Origin of the sequence: Mesorhizobium sp. M00.F.Ca.ET.216.01.1.1, from assembly GCF_004010325.2 — a bacterium.
GTDB lineage: Bacteria > Pseudomonadota > Alphaproteobacteria > Rhizobiales > Rhizobiaceae > Mesorhizobium.
The window spans coordinates 379,691-398,634 of the sequence record NZ_SADR02000002.1 but is presented as its reverse complement, the minus strand read 5'-3'; the positions used below and the strand labels follow the sequence as shown (position 1 = coordinate 398,634).

The following is an 18,944-nucleotide window of genomic DNA, read 5'->3' as shown; positions in this document are numbered from 1 at the left end:
TCGCCGCCTAGCTCGATGCTGACGAAGTAGTCTCCGTGCTGACTGTGGATAGGCTCGAAGCAGAATGCCCGCTCGGCAGCTGGACGCTCCCGTCTGGCAGACGTTCGCCCATACCTGAAAACCGAGAGAAAGGCTTCGGATTTTCCCTGTACCGCTCGTGCTCCGAATAGAACTGGATGGAGAAGGAGACCCGCTCGCCGTCGGAAAGACTGTAGACCTTGTGGAGGATTCGGTAGGCGTAAATTCCGCCGCCGCTGCCTCGACGGTCGGGCACGACGGTGAAACCCATGCGCTTCCAGAAGGGCTCCGCGGTCCATGGCGCGATCTCGATTTCGAGGACCGAGCGCCCTTCGTTGTGGGCGACGTCGACCATGAAGTCCGCCAGGAGGCGCCCGTAGCCTTCCCTCCGGAGGTCGGGCCTGATCTCCAAGATGTCCGTACCGTCGAGGATCCCGACGGCGTGACCGTCCACCATGAGGATATCGACACGGGCGTTGCCCTCGCTCCAGGTCCGCTTGACCGAGTCCCAATTGCAGCGGAAGCCGCGGGGCGGCCCGTCACCGACGTATCCTCCGGCTTCCCAAGCCTCGATAGCAGTCTTGTAGATAGATTCCTCTACGTCGAGCCACGCCTCGACCTCAGCCATCGTCGCTTCAGTCGCGGGGACGATTTCATATGCCATTGGGACCCCTGTAGCATCCTGCTCGTTTCGTGAGATGTTGATCCACCCATGCCGTGTCTCCTAGCACCTTGGCTTGAATCCGTATCCGATGCGGCTTCGCACCGATAGCTTCCCGAACGAGCATCCGCTTTCGGATATTTGCTGAGAAGCGGATCGACGGCTTCCGGCCCAATCTGACCTCAAGGCGGTCCACGTCAAACATGCCGGAGCGCCTCTCCATGTTCATGATCTGTGCTTCAAAAGTCGCATAAGATTGCAGTGCGGAACTCGTCGGCGGTAAGAAATCGGACACGGATGGCACGCGTCGTCGCGAAAGACAGACGTCGAGGACAACCGCCGCCGTTGACGTTGCGGTTAGCCGGACGTTGCTACATGTCTTCGAGCTGCGCGAAAGCGCGAAAGTTTTCTGGTATCTTTCGACTGGCTGGTCATCTCGACGACACGGGTCACATCACTTGCAAGGTGATAGGAAGACACATACGCTCTGGCGCTGTTTTGAAGCTTGGCGCGTCAGGCTGCGGGCTAACTGGCTACCGCGTTCAGACACCGGTGGACATGGCCCGGCGCCATCTCACGCAATTCGGGACGAACTTGCCGACATTGCTGTGTGGCGATGGGACAGCGGGGGTGAAAGTGACACCCGCTCGGCGGCGCGAGGGGCGAGGGAATTTCGCCCTGGATCGGCAGAAATTCCCGCCGCTTTAGTGAAATCCTGGGCATGCCCTCCAATAGCATGCGGGTATAGGGATGAGTTGGGGCGGCGAACAGGTCCTCGGTTTTGGCGAGTTCCACCACACGCCCCAGATACATTACCGCAACGCGGTCGCAGAGGTGCCGGATTACGCCCAGGTCGTGGCTTATGAACACCATGGTCAGCCCCCTGTCGCGCTTGATGTCCATGAACAGGTTGATAACCTGCGCCTGGACCGAAACGTCGAGAGCGGCCACCGCCTCGTCGCAGATCAGAATTTCGGGATTGACCGCCAATGCACGGGCGATGCCCACTCGCTGGCGCTGGCCGCCCGAGAATTGGTGCGGATAGCGGCCTGCGGCCTCGGGAGGCAGGCCGACGCGGGCGAGAAGGTCGGCGACGTAATCGCGAATTTTCGATCGCGGCACGATGCCGTGCACGACCGCAGCCTCACCGATAATGTCGCGAACCTTGAGCCTCGGATTGAGCGAGGAGAGCGGGTCTTGGAACACCATCTGGATCTTGAGCGCATCGCGTTTGCGCGATAGCAGGCTCTCGTAGGGTTCGCCGCGGAACCGCATCCGGCCCGAAGAGATCGGCAGAATGCCAGCGATCATCCGGGCGAGCGTTGACTTGCCGCAGCCAGATTCGCCGACCACTCCAAGGGTCTCTCCCGGGCTGATGCTGAGCGTGACATTCTCGACTGCCCGTACAACAGGCGGCTCGATGCCGGAAAGCCAGTCCGCTAGGCGACGAAGCGGGTCGCGTCCGCTACGAAAGCTGCGCGACAGGTCCTGAACCTCAAGGATCGTCTGTTGCAAAGGCTCAATCCTCGAACGGATGATTGCACCAGATGCGATGCGTGTCCGACAGTTGCGTCGGCGCAACCGTCTCGTTGCAGATCGCCGTGGCGCGCTCGCATCGGCTGGCAAAAGGACATCCCTGCCCCAGAGAGAGGAGCGAGGGCATATTGCCCGGTATCTGCTGCAGCTTCTCTCCGGGCTTGTTGCGAGAAGGGACGGATTCGAGCAGCCGGCGGGTATAGGGATGGCGCGCGAGGCCGATGATCTCCTCGGTGGTTCCGATCTCCATCGTGGCTCCGGCATACATGACCATGATCCGGTCGGCGAGTTCCGATAAGGTGGACAGGTCGTGGGAGATCCAGATCATGCCGAGCCCGCGCTGGTCGATTTGCCGGCGGATCTGGTAAATGATCTGGGCCTGGATAGTGACGTCGAGCGCGGTCGTGGGTTCGTCCGCGATGATCATGTCGGGCCCGAGCAGCAGGGCTGTTGCGATCACCACGCGCTGGCGCATGCCGCCGGACAATTCGTGCGGATAGGCGTTGAGCCGTTCCTCGGGCGACGGGATGCCGACCGCCGACAGCGCATCGACGCAGCGGCGGTGTATTTCCTTTCGCGCGACGTTTTCGTGCTCGCCGATGGCCTCGAACATTTGGTCGCGAATGCGCATGACCGGGTTGAGCGTCATCAGCGGGTTCTGGAAGACCATGGCGATGCGCTTGCCGCGATAATGGCGCATCTGGGTGAAGCTGAGTGTGGTGAGTTCTTCGCCGGCGAGTTTGATCGAGCCTGAGACGATCCGGCCCGGTTCATCGATCTGCCCCATGATGGACATGCCTGTGACCGATTTTCCCGATCCGGATTCCCCGACGATCCCCAGAACCTCGCCACGGCGAAGATCGAAGGAAACGTCGCGCACGGATTTGACGATGCCTTTGCGGGTATAGAACCAGGTATTGAGTTTTTCGACATCGAGGAGCGCTTCCGTCATCGCCCACCTCACCGGGCCAGTCGCGGGTTGTTGAGGTCTCTTAGCCTGTCGCCTAGCAGGTTCACCGCCACGATCATCGCGAGCAGCACGATGCCGGGATAGAGGCTGATCCAGTACTTCTGCGAGAAGATGAATTCGTAGCCGTTGGCGATCAGCATGCCGAGCGAAGGTTGCGTGAGGGGCAGGCCAACACCCAGAAAGCTGAGTGAGGATTCAAGTGAAATCGCCGAGGCGATGTTGAGCGTGAACAGGACGATGACTTGCGGCAGGCAATTGGGCAGGACGTGGCGCAGCATGATGCGCACGGGCGACAAGCGAAGGGTTTTGGCCGCCTCCACGTATTCCTTGCCCAGTTCCGCCATCGCCACCGAACGGGTCGTGCGCGCGTAATAGGACCACTGCACGATAATGATGGCGAAGACGACCTTGTCGATTCCGTTGCCGAGAATGGCAAGCACGGCCAGCCCAACGAGCAAGGCCGGAAAGCCGAGCATGAAATCGACCGCGCGCATGATGATGGCATCTACTGTCCCGCCCATCCAGGCCGCCAGCAGGCCAAGGCCGATCCCGAGGACCATGGCCGTACCGGCCGCGACAAGGCCGACGATGACGCTGATCCGGATACCGTAGAGAATGGCCGAGAGCATGTCGCGGCCGAAACTGTCAGTGCCCAGACGGAAGACAAACCCGGTCTCGTGCGGCGCGGATTTGACGATGGCAAGAAAGCTGACATCTGAAGGAAAGGCGCCTTCGGCCACGATTCTAGCTTTGCCGTCGGCAGGAGCCGCAACGGTCCACCAGGGCTGGACCGGATGCTTGCTCGCACCTTCTACGCTTAGCCCGGGCGGCAAACCACGAATCTGCAGGCTTTCGAGGTCGACATCGGCGGGCTCGACGCCGGCGTCGAGGCATTTTTCTCCGCAAGCTTCTGCAGTGATTGCCTTGATTACGCTGCCCTCGGGCAAATCCTCGAACGTGGCGGTGCCGTTCGCAACTGTTACCCTTACGCGCAATTCCTCGCCGGGCACGACCTTCGGCGAGTCGACGGGTTTCAAGGCATCGGCAAGCTGGAGTTGGGACAGGTCATAGGGATTAGTCGGCGCGATCACCGGCGCAAAGATGGCGCAGAGCAGGAAGGCGAGGCTCACCAGCAGGCTCGCCACCGCGACACGGCTTTCGGCGAAGTGGCGGCCGAACTCGTCCATCGCGGCCAAACTCATGTCACCTGCCGCCCCATGACCGATTTCACGCGCGGGTCGATGACCGTGTAGAGAATATCGACGACGAAGTTGATGAAGATGAAGAGCAGCGCCGTGTAGGTCAGTTGCGCCACGATGAGGGGGCGGTCGAGGACCTTGATCGAATTGATCAGAAGCTTCCCGAGTCCCGGCCAGGAAAAGACCGTCTCGGTGATCACGCCATAGGCGAGCAGGTTGCCCACTTCGATGCCGATGACGGTCACCAACGGGATCAGCGCGTTGCGCAGGATGTGCCCTATCACGACCTTCCAGGCCCGTACGCCCTTGGCATAGGCGAAGGTGACAAAATCAAGATGCGACACCTCGACCGTCGCGGCGCGGGTGACACGGATCAGCAGCGACATCTTGAGAAGCGCGAGGCTGAAGGCCGGCAACACGACATGCGACCATCCGTCGAGCGTCCACAGGCTGCTCGTGATGCCGAAATAAGTGGCGATGTCGCCACGGTCGCCGACCGGCAGGATGGGTATGGCGATGCCGAAGGCGATGATCAGCAGCATGCCCTGCCAGAAGGTCGGGATGCTGACGCCGACCAATGAAAACGCCATGATCGCGCGCGCCGGTGCTGAATCGGGCCGCAGGCCTGCATAAAGCCCGGCGGGAATTGAAACTGTAATCGCGATGACGAAGGCCACCGCCGCCAGTTCCACACTGGCCGGAAGGCGCTGGAGCAGGATGGTGGTGACCGGCTCCTTGTAGACGAAGGATGTACCCCAGTCCCCCTGGACAGCATTGCCCAGGAAGATGAGATATTGCTGCCACAAAGGCTTATCGAGTCCGAGAGCCTTTATCGCTGCGAGCCGGTCGGCCTCGGTCGCCTCGGAAGAGATCAACACGTCGGCCGGATTGCCGATCAGCCACAAGCCCACGAAAATGACGATCGAGAGCAAGAGCATCACGATCACGCTTTGCAGCAAGCGCTTCAAGACGAAGGACAGCATTTACGGTTCGGCCTTGAGAAAGGCGTTTATCCGGCGCTCCCCGATCGCAGGCAAGGAATTCATCGTCAGGTCCTCGACCAGCGAACCGAAGTAAATGGCATATTCGGCGCATATTCCGTTGGCGCCATTACCCTCCAGCCTGTGCTTGATCTCCGCCCTCAGCGAGGTCCCGCCCGGCAGATGCAGGATTTCGTCAAGGAAAGACACGCCCTTGGTTTGAGCCGCTATGGCCGCCTCATGGACGAGTTCGTGCCCCATGTGCTTGCCCAGCGTTTCGCCCAGCCGCATCATTGCCATTTCGCCGAAGATCGCGCCCTGCGACAGGTCGAGATTTTCGCGCATCCTGATAGTGTCAACGTCGAGGTCCCGGACCAGCAATTCGGTCCGGACCAGTATCTCGCCAACGGTCTGGACAACCTCTGCCAGGCTGTCCTCGAAAAGCTGGTTGGTGCTGCCATCCGACTCGAAGGGGCGATGGGCGCTGGCCATCAACATCCCCGCAAGCGCGTAAAGCTTGTTGCTGCCGGAAATGATGCCATAGCCGAGGATCGGATTGATCTTCTGGGGCATGGTTGACGAGCCGATCGACCCTTCGACCCGCTGTTCGTGGAGTTCGCCATATTCTTCCGAGCCGCTTTGATAGATCTCCTCGGCTATCTTGTGACATGCGGCCGCCAGTAGGCTCAATGCGTTGACGTATTCGCAGATATGGCTGCGAATGGCCCGCGACGGGATGGCCATCTCCTCCATGCCCAGCAATTCGGCGACCCGCGACTGGAAAGCCGGCCCTTTTTTTCCCAAGGCCGAAAAGCAGCCGACCGCGCCGCCGGTCATGACGGCGAAGGCGCGCTTTTGCGCTTCGTGTAGGCGGTCGATAGCCTGCAGGAATTCCTCGATCCAGACGGCGACCTTGAAACCGAAGGTGATCGGCACCGCATGGCGGTAATGGGTCCGGCCAGCCATGGCCGTCGTCGCGTGCGTACGGGCGTGTCGTCCCAGATGCCGCAGGATGTCGGCCACGATTACGTCCAGCGTTTCCTGCGCGCGCTTGGCCAGCAGCAGGAGCCCTGTCTGTACGACATTCTGCGTGGTGATGCCCCAATGCACATAACCCCCATGCGCCGGCCCGCAAAGCCGGACGAGCTCGTTGATGAGCGGCATCAGCGGATGGCGAGTGGTGCTGTAGCCTTTGGCCAACCGGTCCATGTCGAGCCGCTCGTACCGGCAGTTCTGGATGATCACTTCGGCCGACGCCGCAGGGATCATGCCTAGTTCGGCCTGGGCCGATGCGACCGCTTTCTCGACATCGAGAAATGCGTGGTACGTCGACGCAGGCGAGAAGGCTTCGCGCAGACCCCTGTAGTCATATTGCGACGACAAGGCGTCGTTGAATTCGGTGCCCATTTGGCTCGGAACTTTCCTGAAAGGGAAGGCGCGGCAATCGGCGGCCCGCCTTCCCGCAGCGCGTCATTCGGGACGAGCGGTGTAGAAGATATTGATGAGGTTAGCGTTGGCTTCGTATTGGATGCCGTTGCGGACCGCCCAGACGCCAAGCTCGTGGTAGAGCGGTACGTAGCCGTCGTCTTCGTAAACCTGCTTTGAGGCGGCCTGGATCAGCTTTTCGCGTTCGGCATCGTCGAGCGTGGCCTGCGCCTGCGCCAGGTGCTTGTCGGTGACCTCGCTCGAATACCGGCCACGGTTCGCCCCGCCCCACCCGCGATCCGGATCGCGGGTGCCGGCCAGATTGATCATCTGGCTCAACCCTTCGCCCGTGTCGGCTGCCGCACCGGCGAGATAGAGGCTGAATTCGTAGTCACTGGCCTTGGTGAAATAGATGCTGCGCGGGAACGTCTCGAGCGTCACCTGGAGACCGATCTGCGAGAGCATCGCGGCCACCGCCTGCGCAACCTGGGCACCGTTGACGTAGCGATCGCTGGGCGCGCTCAGCACGAGAGAAAAGCCGTTCGGATAGCCGGCTTCGGCGAGCAGCGCCTTGGCCTTGGCTGGATCGTAGGGATATGGCGCTAGATCCGGATTGTGCCCGAAAATGCCGTCGAGAATGATCTGGCCGGCGGGCTGAGCCATGCCGCCCATTACCGTTTCGGCGATTTCATTACGGTTGATCGCCAGATTGAGCGCCTTGCGCACACGCGGATCGAGGAACGGGTTCTTGCCGTCCGCATCGGAAACCTTGGGCGTGGGCTCCTGATGCTGGTCGGCCAGCAGGAATATCAGCAGGGTCGAAGGCGTGGAGGAAAGATGGAACTTGCCCGCGGATTGGACGCTCTCCACGGCGTTGATCGGCACGGAGTTGATTACGTCCACCGAGTCGCCGAGCAGAGCCGCGATACGGGCGCTGTTGTCGGGCAACGCCTTGATCACCACCGTGTCATAGTGCGCCGGCTTGCCGTAATACTGATCGTTACGCTGGAGCACTATTTCCACATCGGGCGTGAATTTGGTGACGCGATAATGGCCGATGCCTGCCGAGACCGTGCCATTGTTGAACCCGTTGGTGTCGAGCCAACTGTCATTGCCGCAGGTCTTGTCGTCGTAGGTGAGCGTCCGGCCGGTCGGGTTTTCGACGATGCCGATATTGCTGAGGTTGCGCAGAAGGTTGGGATCCGGCTCTCGGCTTTCGATCATTATCTTGCCGTTGCCCGCGTCGGTGACATTGGCGACCGTCTCGATGAAGCCGCTGTACAGGCCAGGACTGTTAGGGACGTTCCGCACCCGGCAAAGCGAATAGATGACGTCGTCTGCCCCCAGCGGATTGCCGTTGTCGAACTTCGCCTTGGGTTCGAGGATGACGAGCCAATTTGTATCGCTGGTGATTTCCCAGGATGCTGCCAGCCGCGGCTCCACTTCTCCCGTAGCTCCGTTCGCATAGACAAGTGCGTCGGAAATATTTTCGCGAAGATCGAAATTATATCCCGCGCGGTGAAAATGCGGATCCACCGACGTTGCAATCGCCGCAAGCCCGACGCGTAGTTCCTCAGCCTTAGCCGAAATCGGGGCAAGCGACAGGGCGGCGGCGAGAGCCAGCCCGAACTTTGTCTTTTCCATACTATCCTCCCAATCAACCGTCGGAGGCCAACGGTCGCGCCAGACGATAGGAAGCCCGCAGGCTGGCGAAAATCGAAATTTTTTGCATTCAGTTGAGTTTTACTCAATGATCGCCTACTTTCTCGCCAGGAGAAATCCTACGGGGTTTCCGTGTGGGTGGCGGGCGGCAGCAGGCTGTACTTGTTGAATCGAAAGCCGATCAGGACCCTGCCGCCGATGACATCGCTTCCGGTATTCGAAGCGGTCGGCCGGCATCTGAGCGTCGCCAAAGCGGCGGAGGAATTGTGCCTAACGCCCGGCGCGGTCAGCCGCCAGGTGCGCAATCTCGAATCGTTTTTGGCCTGCCCGCTTTTCGAGCGCGCCCACCGCCGTATTGTTTTCACCAAAGCTGGCAAGCAGTATTGGTCGAAAATACATGCCGCTTTGGGCGAAATCCGCTTCGTGACTCAGGATATTTCGGCCAGTGCCGGCAGCCGGCCGCTTGTCATCGGTTCTCCGAGGGTCTTTCTTCAGAAATGTGTCCTGCCGGTGCTCGGGACGCTCTATGCAACTCATCCTGAAATCGCAGTGAAGTTCGTTATCGGCGGAGAGGACGACGGCATTATGGACGGGGCGATCCGGGTCGGAACCGACGTTACGTCCAAGGGCTACGTGTCGGAAATCCTCGCCGACGGGGACTTGTCCCCGGTTTGCAGCCCGTCCTATCTGCGCAAAGCTCCGCCGCTGGCCGGTCCCGACGATCTGGAGCACCACGTCCTTCTGCGTTCGGCGGAATTCACCAAGAACTGGGAGTGCTGGCTCGGCCCGCGTGCCGCCAGGATCTTCTCCAACACGCGCTTCATTGATTTTGAAAGTTCGGGCCTCGAATTGCCGGCCGCAATCGAGGGGCTCGGCATCGCCATCGTAAGGCTAACCCTGGTAAAGCAGGAACTCATGAACAAGCAATTGGTAGCTCTATTTGCAAATGACGTGGTACGCGATTATTATTCGTTCGTATTCCACGAATCGAAACTGCGATCCAACGGTTTCCGGAACTTTCGCAACTGGCTTCGAGAGGCCGTGGCCCAATAAAGGTCAAGGAATCATCCACATCACAAATTCAACCAAGATATTCCAACCGCACCGATCGACCCTCTTTGGCGCGAAAACGGACATCCCACCCCACTCAGGGAACGGCTGTTTCGTGGCGCGGAGTTGCCGACCGACATCGAGTCATGTTGCATAAGATTGCGGACCGGAACCGAACAGCGGAGCTGTGCCGGGTTCGTATCCATCACGATCAGGCCAAAGAGAAGATCTGACCCCTTTCAATACTCTTTCCTTCGCGACCGCCCAGCGGCAGACCGTGACCCTCGGCAGATCTTGGCGCTACGCTCGGGGAGTAGCAGCTTTGCGCCTTCATCTCTGCCGTAGAATTCAGCTTGCCACCCCCCGAAAGCAGACACGCCGGACGCCCCTTTTCCAATGAAACAAGGCTGCGGGTGCGAGAAAATGGCCGCTTTGATCAGAATTCTCAGCAAACCGAGCTCCGAATATCTCTAGTGGATGGAATCTAACGCATCGAACCATTTACAGGGCGTGCCAGCGCGCGCGATTGCCCTCGCCCGGCCCCTCGCACCGCGTGCGCCCAAAAAACGCGCTGGCGGGCTCGCCTGAGGCAGCCACGGGCCATTGCGACGACGACATTGCGCGGGGGCACCCGCTTGGTCGAATTGCGAGCGGCCGCCAAACAGCCCCTGCGAGGGCCCGCTAGCGCGCGTCGTCGCGGGCATTTGGCGAAGGTGCCGCCCTGAGGCCTCGAAACGCTGCAGAGCTATCCTGACGTGCGCCAATCAGCAATTTCCCTGCGATGCACAATATCGGATAGGTTTTAGTCAGCATTCGGCCCCAGAGTTATTTACGCGGCCCTTGGCTAGCGCCCGAATAAGTCTGCCAGGAGCCGCGTGCTCGCCGACGGCAAGCGTGAGTCATCGAGCCCATTTTTTCGATAGTAGGCAACGAGACGGTTCCGCCCCTGACTCCCGCGCTCGAGTGGAAGAAATCGCATTGCATTGCGTCGGAAAATCTTGTCGCAAGCGTCGTCGGACAAGTTGCAGTCAGTCCGCAAGAAGGCGTTGATGCTTTCTATGTAATGGTCGTAACCGGCCTCCTTACCCAGCATGATCCAGTCGCTCCCAAAGAGGATGTGGTCACAACCAGAGTCGAATTCTGTCAACCAGCGTTTGAAGGAGGTAGCGAGTGACTTTCTGGCATCGGCCTTGGCTGTCAGAATTTCTGAGAAATAGCTGATGTCGGCAACAACATTCTGCCGCGGGTGAGATTTGATAAACTCACCGAGCCGCCACTCCCAGCTGCCCTCAGGCAGGGGCATACCTTCGCGCCCTGCAGACCGCGCATCAAAGCCACCGAAATGGGCAAGGCAAACCCGCAAGGTCGGAAACTGTTCGAAAATTGGAATCCAGTAAGCGGGGTCGCCTCGTTTTGCGTAGTCAGGGCCTGAGCCGTTCGATGCATAACCATGGGCAAGGATTGGAGCATCCAGTTCCACGCACAGATGGTAGAGATCATGGAGCGCAGCATCCAGCTGTTTACTTGGCTCGAAGCCCAAGGCCTTGGCGGTCCGCTTGGGATAGGGAGGTTCGTTGCCCGAAGCGCGAAATCCCATGGGCGGGTAGAGTTTCGCACCGATGAATCCGTGCTCTGCCAGGGCGGTGCGGACCGTCGTCAGCGAACTGACGGAGCTCTTGCCTGCGCGATAAGCAACCTCCCGCAGCGGATCAAAGCCCATATAGGCATGAAGCACAGGCCCTGTCTTTGTCTTCGCCATGCGTTGCGATATGCGATCCATCACCACCATCTGCCGGGTGAGCGGCGAGACATCGACGTCCTCGTAGAGCCATTCGTCATAGTCCACCAACGCGGGGGTCAGCATGACCGGCCGGAAGCCCTGTCGTTCCGTGTCGGAAATGAGCCGTTCCGCCAACACATGCCGGTAAAGCCGAAAGAGGCTGAACCAGTTTAAGTATCGCCCAACAGCATCTTGACGATTGAATGCTCGCTGACTTGCGGCACGAGCTTGTGCAGTTGAAAGTGGCTCCTCCGCCCGGAGGGTCATCATCGGCTGCCCGACCATATAGTTCAGGAATTTTTCTTCCGGCAACGGTGATCGGTTTGACAGTTCAGAGGGGCCTCCCATGGTGGCGGCGCGTCTTCTTCTCCGATCCAGGAAGAGCAGATGCTGCGCTGTGTCTTCAATCGCGGCTGCGCGCGCACTCTCGGCTGATTGCGCGGTTGGCAGACCATTTCGACCGGTTGCCAAATAGGCGATCTCCTGATCGGCGCTGGGGGCGTTATTGGCTCCGAGCAGTCGCAGGATGAGCTGAATGAATTCGTCGGTGACATCAGGATCGCGGACTGCCAGGATCCGGGTTGCCGATTGCTTTGGATAATCCTCGAAGACGACCTGTCGAAGAAAGCGCGTTGTTGGCAAATCGGATGCATTAAAGACGTGGCAGTGGGCGTCGATTATTGGAAGCCCCTGACCCGGCTCGGTGGAATCTTCGGACGTACACCCCGCAGCAAGCGCAACTACAGACAGCGAAGTCTGCTTCAAGAAATCTCGGCGATGCATTGAATCCCCCACTTTCAACCTTAAGCAATCATGAGACCGTGACCGGCGCAAGCTTTGCGTGCCTTCAATGTGTTTCCGAGGCGCCATAATTCTCCGTATATGAGTTTCCATCTGGCATCCGCCTTTGCCGAACGTTGTCGGGGGCGCCCTGCCGCTCGTCCGACGCGCTACGGCAAATGGCGCAACACCGGCAAACTCGGCCGCGATAAAGATGGCGTTCCATGTGAGTCACTTTGCTAGAAGATCTGGTTGATCGCGGGGCGGAGGCCGCTGAACGCAAGCGTCGGCAGCACGCTATCCACTGTTGTCATTCCACAACTGGCGGCGTGGGGTCGAAGCTGATCGCAACCAGCTCCGGATGTCGGTGAGCGAGGGCGAGAATTTGGGTCTCCAATTCGCAATTGTAAGCCATGAGCGCCTTTATGGTCTCTAACGGGCTCTCATACCGGGCGATCAGCTTGATCGCCTCGAAATGCAACTCCGCCTTGGCCTCTGCGTCCAAATGGTAGATGCCCATTTCGTTCCTCCTAGCGGCTGGCCCGGCGCGGTGCAGTGTACGCGTCGAGGCGGTCCTGGAGGTGCCCATTGAGTACGATCATTTCCTTGAGCGCCTTCATTACATCGCCCTTGTGCACGGCAACGAACTTATCGGCGACGGCCTGAAGGGCGGCCTCTTGGCGGCTGTCCAGCGTCACAATGTGGTCCATGGCGGTCACTCCAACGCTCCATGGCTAAAGAGAACAAAAAAGGAACAAAATTGTCAAGCGCGAATTGACCGAAAGAGGAATGGGTTCCTATTTTGGGTCATGCCCGATACCGGTGGAAGACCCAGGCGCGGAAGCGAATGGAAGCTCGGCAACGCCCATGATTGTGGGCAGCTTGTGCGCGTCCAGTGCGGCCTCTGCAACGTCAAGCGCTGGTACCAGCCGAGTGACCTGAGGGAAATCTTCGGAGACATTGAAGCCGAGTCGGTGGGGAGCAAAATGAGCTGCGAGCGCTGCGACAAGAACGAGTACATGCACGTCGAGATGCAAAACCCTTCGGCGCGAGAACGCCAGGGAATCCGTGTTAGGCGGCTTGCCGAGATAAGAGTGGTGCGTCGAGTAATCTGGCGGGATGAATAGGTGGGCCTAGTTGTTTTAGCCCTGTTTGGACTTTCCTCGACGTTGCGTCGTGCATCCCGCCTTCCACTGCTGAAACCGCTCCACAATGAGATAGCCCGCAATGACGGCGCCTGCGCCGCCGAAGACAGCGAGCAGAGCAGGCAGACCCCATCCTTGCCGACGCCAACGTCCGAATCTTGGATACCAACCGATGCCAGTATGAAAGCCACCTGTGTGTTTCGGCGTGGAATAAGGACCCCGTTTTGGAGTGGGCCCCTCGGGCCGGACAGGATGGTTTTCGGTAATTGACCGGGCAGCCGGGCTTTCAGAGGATAACGGGATCGCTGGTGAGCACAAGAAGAGGACCAGCCACCAGCATGGGCGACTGGCCCCAATTCACTCGCCCGCGACCCGGGGACTAGGGGGACGTTTAGGTCGCTCTGCGGCTAAGTGGATTGTACCACTTAGTGATAGCTTAGATAAGGAAATCGTCACCGCGCCGCAGCATTCTCGTTGGATGCGGCCTCGCGGGCGAGATTGCCGTTCGCCGCTTGATAGACGCGCTGCTGCGGCTCCTGCACCGGCTCCGGTGCTTTGACCAAGCCGAACTGCTTGTCCAGCTTATCGGCGGCCGCTTGTGTTGCCTCGAACAGATCACCTTCCTCCGACGAGTAGTGTTTCTCCGTCACGTCACGGCTGTCTTTGGCGTGGTTGAGCAGGCGCTTGATCGTAAGCCAGTGGACCCGCGCTTTTTTGCAGGCCCGCACAAACACCCGCCGGAAATCGTGTGGGTAAAATGCAGGCCGGTTTCTTCGTTGCACAAGGCTCCCGCATGGAAAAATTGCGGCGTCAGGAGCCGCCGGTTAGAGCGGAGCTTCTCCTGACGCCGCGAGGCGTACATGCCGTTCATCGCGCCAGATAGGCCGTCGCTTCCGCAAGTTCGGGGAGAGGCGTGTCGGCGTTTCCGGCGAGCCGGGTGAGTTCGCCGAAATATTGTTTGGCCTTCGCAGGATCGCCGGCCGCATTCGCCGCCTTGGCTGCGCCGTACAGGGTGCGGAACCGGTTGGGGGCGCTCTTCAGCGAGCGTTCGTATTCGGCCAGCGCGGCGCCGGGTTGGCCGATTTCGAGGAGGAGATCGCCCAGCAGCTCGCGCAGGGGCACGATGCTGCCGGGCGTCACGGGATGCTTCTGCATCCCGTCCTCAAGATCGGCGGCGGCGCGCAGCTCGCGCAGCGCCTCGTCCTGGCGACCTTCCGCCTGCGCGAGAATCGCTGCCGCAGCCTGCCGCTGAGCCTCGACCTGGTCGGACCAGTATTCGTTGTTCGCCTTCAGCGCATCGCGGGCGGCCGCCAGCTTACCGATCTCGGCTTTGGCAGTTGCAAGATCGCCGGTATGCGCGTCTCCGAGGGCCCGCGCGAACGCGATCATTGCCGTGGCCCAGGGGAACTTGTCCCAGGCGAACGTCGCCGGCGAGAGTTCGACCTTCGCCGCTTCCGCCCAGTTGCGTCTCTCGATCGCGTACCTGGCCGGGATGGCCGCCAAGGCATAGGCGGCGGGCAGGCTGTCCGGGGTCGCCTTTTTGAAGGCGCTGATGTCGTCAAGCACCGCCTTTGCTTTTCGGTTCTGGCCTAGCTGAAGGTAGCCATAAGCGAGGTAATCCATCGCATGAAGCGACTGGTCCCAGGCTACGCCCTCGCCGAACGCCGTCTTGGCGTATTCCTGGCCCGCTGCTGCCGAGCGTACATTGCTATCGATCGATTCCTGCCAGTAGCCGAGCCGGGTGAATATGTGCGACGGCATGTGGAGGGCGTGCGGCACCGAGGGGGCGATCTCGGCATAGCGGCGCGCCGCCTCAAGCCCGGCTTTAGCCAGCGGTGGCGCGTCGTCGCTGTGGATCAGGTAGTGCGCGACCCCCGGATGGTTCGGTTGCTCGGCGAAGATCGGCCCCAGGATCGCCGCCGCCTTTTTCTGGTTTGTTAGGGTCTTGTCGGTGGGCAGGGCGGTCGCATTGAGGGCGAGCGCATAAAAGATCGCGGCCTCGCGATCGTCAGGATAGCGCTCGTGGAGACTTGCCATGGCGTGCTCGTAGGCGAGCGCCCGGCTGCGGTGGTCGAGCTTATCGCTGTCGCGATAGAATGCGGCGATCGCCGCGATATAACCGCGCTCGCGCTCGGACTTGGCGCCGACCGCCTCCGCCTTCGCGACCGCCGCGGCCCCGGCCTTGAGGGCCGCGGGGTTCGGCGGGTACCACAGCGGATACCAATGGCTCATCGCGACGCCCCACCAGGCCATCGCGCAGCCGGGATCGGCCTCGGCAACGCCGGTGAAGGCTTTGACCGCCTCCTCGTACCAGAAGGAATGCAGCATCGCGACGGCACGGCTAAAGCCTGCCTGCGCCTCGGGATTGCAGGAAACCGGGAAATGCACCGCGCCGAGCTTCTCGCCGGCCGCCGGCGGGTGCACGTGATCGTCTTCCGTTGCCGCGCCCCGATCGGCCGCGGCGGCGCTTGCCGAGATGCCGATCATCACCGCCAGCGCGGCCGCGATGCCGACCGATGTGGATTTCGTTGTCATGGTTGACCTCCCGCATGGAATTATTGGGCTTTTTCGGGGAGGGCTATCGCAATCGCGCGGCGCCCTACTGGGATCAATGCTGCGATGTTTCATCGGAACCTCCCTGTTGAACGGGTTACTACGCCCGTCAGTGGCGCTGTTTTGCAGTCACAAAGTTGAAAGCGGACGACATTGCCGCCAAACAAAGCGGGGTGTCTCTGCGGCGCTCCCTCCGAGTGAGCTGTACAAACCACGGGGCCTTTCTCATGTGAAGATTGCCGGTTGCCGCGTGACTCGCTAGTGTCATACTCGACGTAAGCGGTCCGTTTCCGACATTGGGGTGCAAATGTCTCCAAGCCAACCTCAGCCGTTACGCGTGAGTATCGTGGCGACGGCCGAAGCCCAGGTGACGCCACTGAGCGGGCTTTATGAGGTTCTAAGTGCCTTTGGGCTGTTGGCAGCGTTGGAGCCGGACGTGCCAGCTAAACCGTTCCATGTGGAGATCGTTGCCCCAACGGTCGGGTCATTGCGTGGCGCCAGCGGGCTGCCGATCGCGGCCGACCGGTCCTTGAGCGAGGTTGACCAGACCGATATCGCTATCGTGCCTTTGATGATGTTTGCCGAAGCCGATTGGAAGACCGGACGTTATCCCGACATCGTCGACTGGCTGCAACGGATGTATCGTGGTGGAGCCACGCTATGTTCGACGTGCACGGGTGTTCTTCTGCTGGCCGAGACCGGCCTGTTGGCTGGTCGCCAAACGACGATCCATTGGGCATTTGCTCCAACCTTTCAGCGCAACTTTCCAGACATCGGGCTGCGTCTCGAAGAAGTCTTGATTACGGCGGGTGACCCGGAACGCTTCGTCATGACCGGCGGTGTGTTCTCCTGGCACGATCTCGCACTACACCTGATCACACGGTTCGTGGGCCCGAGTGCCGCCCAATCAATGGCTCGTCTCATGTTGCTTGATTGGCATTCGCAGGGACAAGCGCCGTATGTAGGCTTTCTTCCGGTCTTAGATCACGGCGATGCCCTGATCCTTGACCTTCAAAAATGGCTCGAGACGCACTTTTCTATCGCGAATCCAATTGAGGAGATGTCACACCGTTGCGGGCATTCGACACGCAGTCTTGAGCGACGCTTCAGGAAAGCGACCGGTCTGTCTCCGTTGGATTACGTACAGAACATACGGATTGAGGCGGCCAAACGTCGCCTGGAGCGCAGCAACAAACCACTCGACGAAATCACCTCCGAAGTCGGCTACGAAAATCCCGCCTTCTTTCGCCGTGTGTTCAAACGTCACGTATGCATGACACCGGGTGCCTACCGGCGGAAATTTCTGATTCCGCGGGTCCCGGTCTCTCGCTGATGGTGTCGGATATTATCGGAGACCACCTTATCGCGCCGCAGCGTCCAGCGGCCGCTCGAGGAAACCGCGAAGTCGTTCACCGAGCATCGGCTTGAGTCCCTAAACCTCAACGAGTTGGTCAAGGATGGGCTTTTGAGACCGACACAGGGCCGTTCAATTTGAAGATTTCGAGAAAGGATACAGCCCGTCCAAATCATCAGAGGTCGCGATGCAACAATGGGTGAAAATGGCCCATTGGGGCATTTCGGTGCGATGGGAGTTTGGCGATAGCGGACATCGGGCAAGCCGCACAAATGAAGCTCAATTTATGACTACACGCCTACTTCTTTTTCTGGTCGTCGGAGAAAGGCAATATCCCTGTGCTTCCAGCGTTCCTGATCGCCCTCGCACTTACGGGCATTATCGTTGCACCGTTCCTGCACTTGGAGCTGTCGCACCTTCGCCACCGCCTCCGTAACCAAGGCGTTGCTACCTCGACAAGCCCAGCTCGCGGTCCTGGGGTTAGTGTCGCGAACAGTCGTTCGGCGTCCAGGCTGCGGGCTGCGCATCGAAACTGCCAAGCTCATAGCCTCGACCATTGGTTGTTGTCCAGAGACCATCGTGCGCTGCTTCGACAAGTTTGACGAGGTATTGGCGAGTTGAAAAACGAACGCCCCGGAAGCGGGTCCGAGGCGCGTTCGTGCAAGTGATATGCCTTTCGAAATTTGGTTGTGGGGGTAGGATTTGAACCTACGACCTTCAGGTTATGAGCCTGATGGCCAGAGCAACTCCTCCGGAGCGCCGTACCGGGGTAGGGGGGTTGGATTCCGCGACACAGACGCGACCGAAGGCGCACGGTCGCCGCGCGACGAAAACCGTCACCAGCTAACCATTTGATAAGATTTTGCGAAACTGGCGCGCCGGACGAGATGAAACTGGGCACTCGTATGCGCTTGTTTTTGCTCTGTAAGAACTGTTGGCATTGACTCCATTCAACGCCGTCTGATTTTGCGCCGCCCGCGTTAATGGAAAACGTAGTCCGCCGGAACGATGCAGTAGCCGACAACCTCCGGCTGCTGGTCGAGCCGGTAAACGTGAATGACAGAGGTTTCGACCACCCCGTATGGCCTTGGGATCGGGGGAGCAAAACGAACCGCAATAATGCAGCCTTCTGGCGAAGCCACTGACCGCTTGCTGCACGCATAGGGCAAGGCGCCGGAACTCTCCTTGGCAAAAGATAGCGACTGCAGTGGTCCGTTGAACGTGAAGCGATTTCCGATGATTGACTCCAGATTGCCGCGCCCGGTTCCATGAAAGGCTACAAGGTCGTCGTTCTCCATAGCATCGGGGAACACCCGATATCCCTTATCTTCGTCTGGCCAGGGAAACGGGTATTCCGTGATCCGCTGCTGCGAGCCTACCCACGTCATGCGCACATCAGCGCGGGCGGCGTCCTGTCCCGTTGGCAGTCTCAGGAAGACGGCGAAACGGTAGGCAATCTGCTCCTTGATTTTCTCAAGTTTCCGAAGATCGGCCTCATCGGGCACCACGTTGGTTGATTTCTTGACCTCGATGACCAGGAGGTTGTCGCCATCATGGCCAGGCTGGTGGACAATGATATCGGGGAACACGCGCGTCGCCGTGAGGACACCATCCGCATTCGGCAGACTGATCTCTTTGGGATCAACGCCGTGGCGATTGTACTCAGCATGGACGGCATAGTCCTGAAATGAGGCCTGAAGGATCGCGGCCAGACGGGCACATAGCGTCCTCTCCGCGACATCCACCTTTATGATCGCCTGATCGCCGGCATACAGCGTGTCTAGCGCAGCATTGAGGATTTTTCCCAGTGCGTCCTGATCCATCTCGACCG

Annotated in this window: 15 protein-coding genes; 2 read left to right on the top strand and 13 right to left on the bottom strand. The window is 59.9% G+C overall.

Features of this window, described 5'->3' with window-relative positions:
* Window positions 1-7 precede the first annotated feature (7 nt).
* From EN859_RS04755 to EN859_RS04725, 7 genes are all read right to left on the bottom strand, one after another.
* Window positions 8-682: a GNAT family N-acetyltransferase gene (locus tag EN859_RS04755; RefSeq protein WP_127851757.1), complete on the bottom strand. Its 675-nt coding sequence runs from the start codon at window positions 680-682 to the stop codon at window positions 8-10.
* A gap of 522 nt (window positions 683-1,204) precedes the next feature.
* Window positions 1,205-2,194 (bottom strand): ABC transporter ATP-binding protein, encoded by a 990-nt coding sequence (locus tag EN859_RS04750; RefSeq protein WP_189501702.1) that lies wholly within the window; start codon window positions 2,192-2,194, stop codon window positions 1,205-1,207.
* 4 nt (window positions 2,195-2,198) lie between these two features.
* On the bottom strand, window positions 2,199-3,167 hold the full coding sequence (locus tag EN859_RS04745; RefSeq protein WP_127851756.1) for an ABC transporter ATP-binding protein: 969 nt from the start codon (window positions 3,165-3,167) through the stop codon (window positions 2,199-2,201).
* An 8-nt stretch (window positions 3,168-3,175) separates the two neighbouring features.
* Entirely contained in the window at window positions 3,176-4,387 is a 1,212-nt protein-coding gene (locus EN859_RS04740) for an ABC transporter permease (protein WP_127851755.1), read from the bottom strand.
* Complete coding sequence (locus tag EN859_RS04735) at window positions 4,384-5,367, bottom strand: ABC transporter permease (RefSeq protein ID WP_127851754.1); 984 nt, start codon at window positions 5,365-5,367, stop codon at window positions 4,384-4,386. The genes EN859_RS04740 and EN859_RS04735 overlap by 4 nt, the downstream gene beginning before the upstream one ends.
* Complete coding sequence (locus EN859_RS04730; RefSeq protein ID WP_127851753.1) at window positions 5,368-6,771, bottom strand: adenylosuccinate lyase family protein; 1,404 nt, start codon at window positions 6,769-6,771, stop codon at window positions 5,368-5,370.
* A 63-nt stretch (window positions 6,772-6,834) separates the two neighbouring features.
* A complete protein-coding gene (locus tag EN859_RS04725; RefSeq protein ID WP_127851752.1) occupies window positions 6,835-8,433 on the bottom strand; it encodes an ABC transporter substrate-binding protein in 1,599 nt (532 codons plus the stop codon).
* A 216-nt stretch (window positions 8,434-8,649) separates the two neighbouring features.
* Here EN859_RS04725 and EN859_RS04720 point away from each other — a divergent pair, with 216 nt between their 5' ends.
* Complete coding sequence (locus tag EN859_RS04720; protein ID WP_127851751.1) at window positions 8,650-9,504, top strand: LysR substrate-binding domain-containing protein; 855 nt, start codon at window positions 8,650-8,652, stop codon at window positions 9,502-9,504.
* Between the two features lie 841 nt (window positions 9,505-10,345).
* On the opposite strand, the gene EN859_RS04715 is transcribed toward EN859_RS04720, so the two are convergent.
* The 5 genes from EN859_RS04715 to EN859_RS04690 form a co-directional block, all read right to left on the bottom strand.
* On the bottom strand, window positions 10,346-12,046 hold the full coding sequence (locus tag EN859_RS04715) for an amidohydrolase family protein (RefSeq protein WP_245525474.1): 1,701 nt from the start codon (window positions 12,044-12,046) through the stop codon (window positions 10,346-10,348).
* Between the two features lie 325 nt (window positions 12,047-12,371).
* Window positions 12,372-12,581: a hypothetical protein gene (locus EN859_RS04710; protein ID WP_127851749.1), complete on the bottom strand. Its 210-nt coding sequence runs from the start codon at window positions 12,579-12,581 to the stop codon at window positions 12,372-12,374.
* Between the two features lie 10 nt (window positions 12,582-12,591).
* The gene (locus tag EN859_RS37990; RefSeq protein ID WP_189501700.1) at window positions 12,592-12,771 is read right to left on the bottom strand and encodes a hypothetical protein; all 180 of its coding nucleotides are present in this window, start codon (window positions 12,769-12,771) and stop codon (window positions 12,592-12,594) included.
* 887 nt (window positions 12,772-13,658) lie between these two features.
* Entirely contained in the window at window positions 13,659-13,988 is a 330-nt protein-coding gene (locus tag EN859_RS04695) for a hypothetical protein (RefSeq protein ID WP_127851747.1), read from the bottom strand.
* An 85-nt stretch (window positions 13,989-14,073) separates the two neighbouring features.
* Complete coding sequence (locus EN859_RS04690; protein ID WP_245525473.1) at window positions 14,074-15,741, bottom strand: hypothetical protein; 1,668 nt, start codon at window positions 15,739-15,741, stop codon at window positions 14,074-14,076.
* Between the two features lie 364 nt (window positions 15,742-16,105).
* Here EN859_RS04690 and EN859_RS04685 point away from each other — a divergent pair, with 364 nt between their 5' ends.
* Window positions 16,106-17,092 (top strand): helix-turn-helix domain-containing protein, encoded by a 987-nt coding sequence (locus tag EN859_RS04685; RefSeq protein ID WP_245525472.1) that lies wholly within the window; start codon window positions 16,106-16,108, stop codon window positions 17,090-17,092.
* A gap of 1,001 nt (window positions 17,093-18,093) precedes the next feature.
* On the opposite strand, the gene EN859_RS04680 is transcribed toward EN859_RS04685, so the two are convergent.
* The gene (locus EN859_RS04680) at window positions 18,094-18,936 is read right to left on the bottom strand and encodes a hypothetical protein (RefSeq protein WP_127851745.1); all 843 of its coding nucleotides are present in this window, start codon (window positions 18,934-18,936) and stop codon (window positions 18,094-18,096) included.
* Window positions 18,937-18,944: the final 8 nt, after the last annotated feature.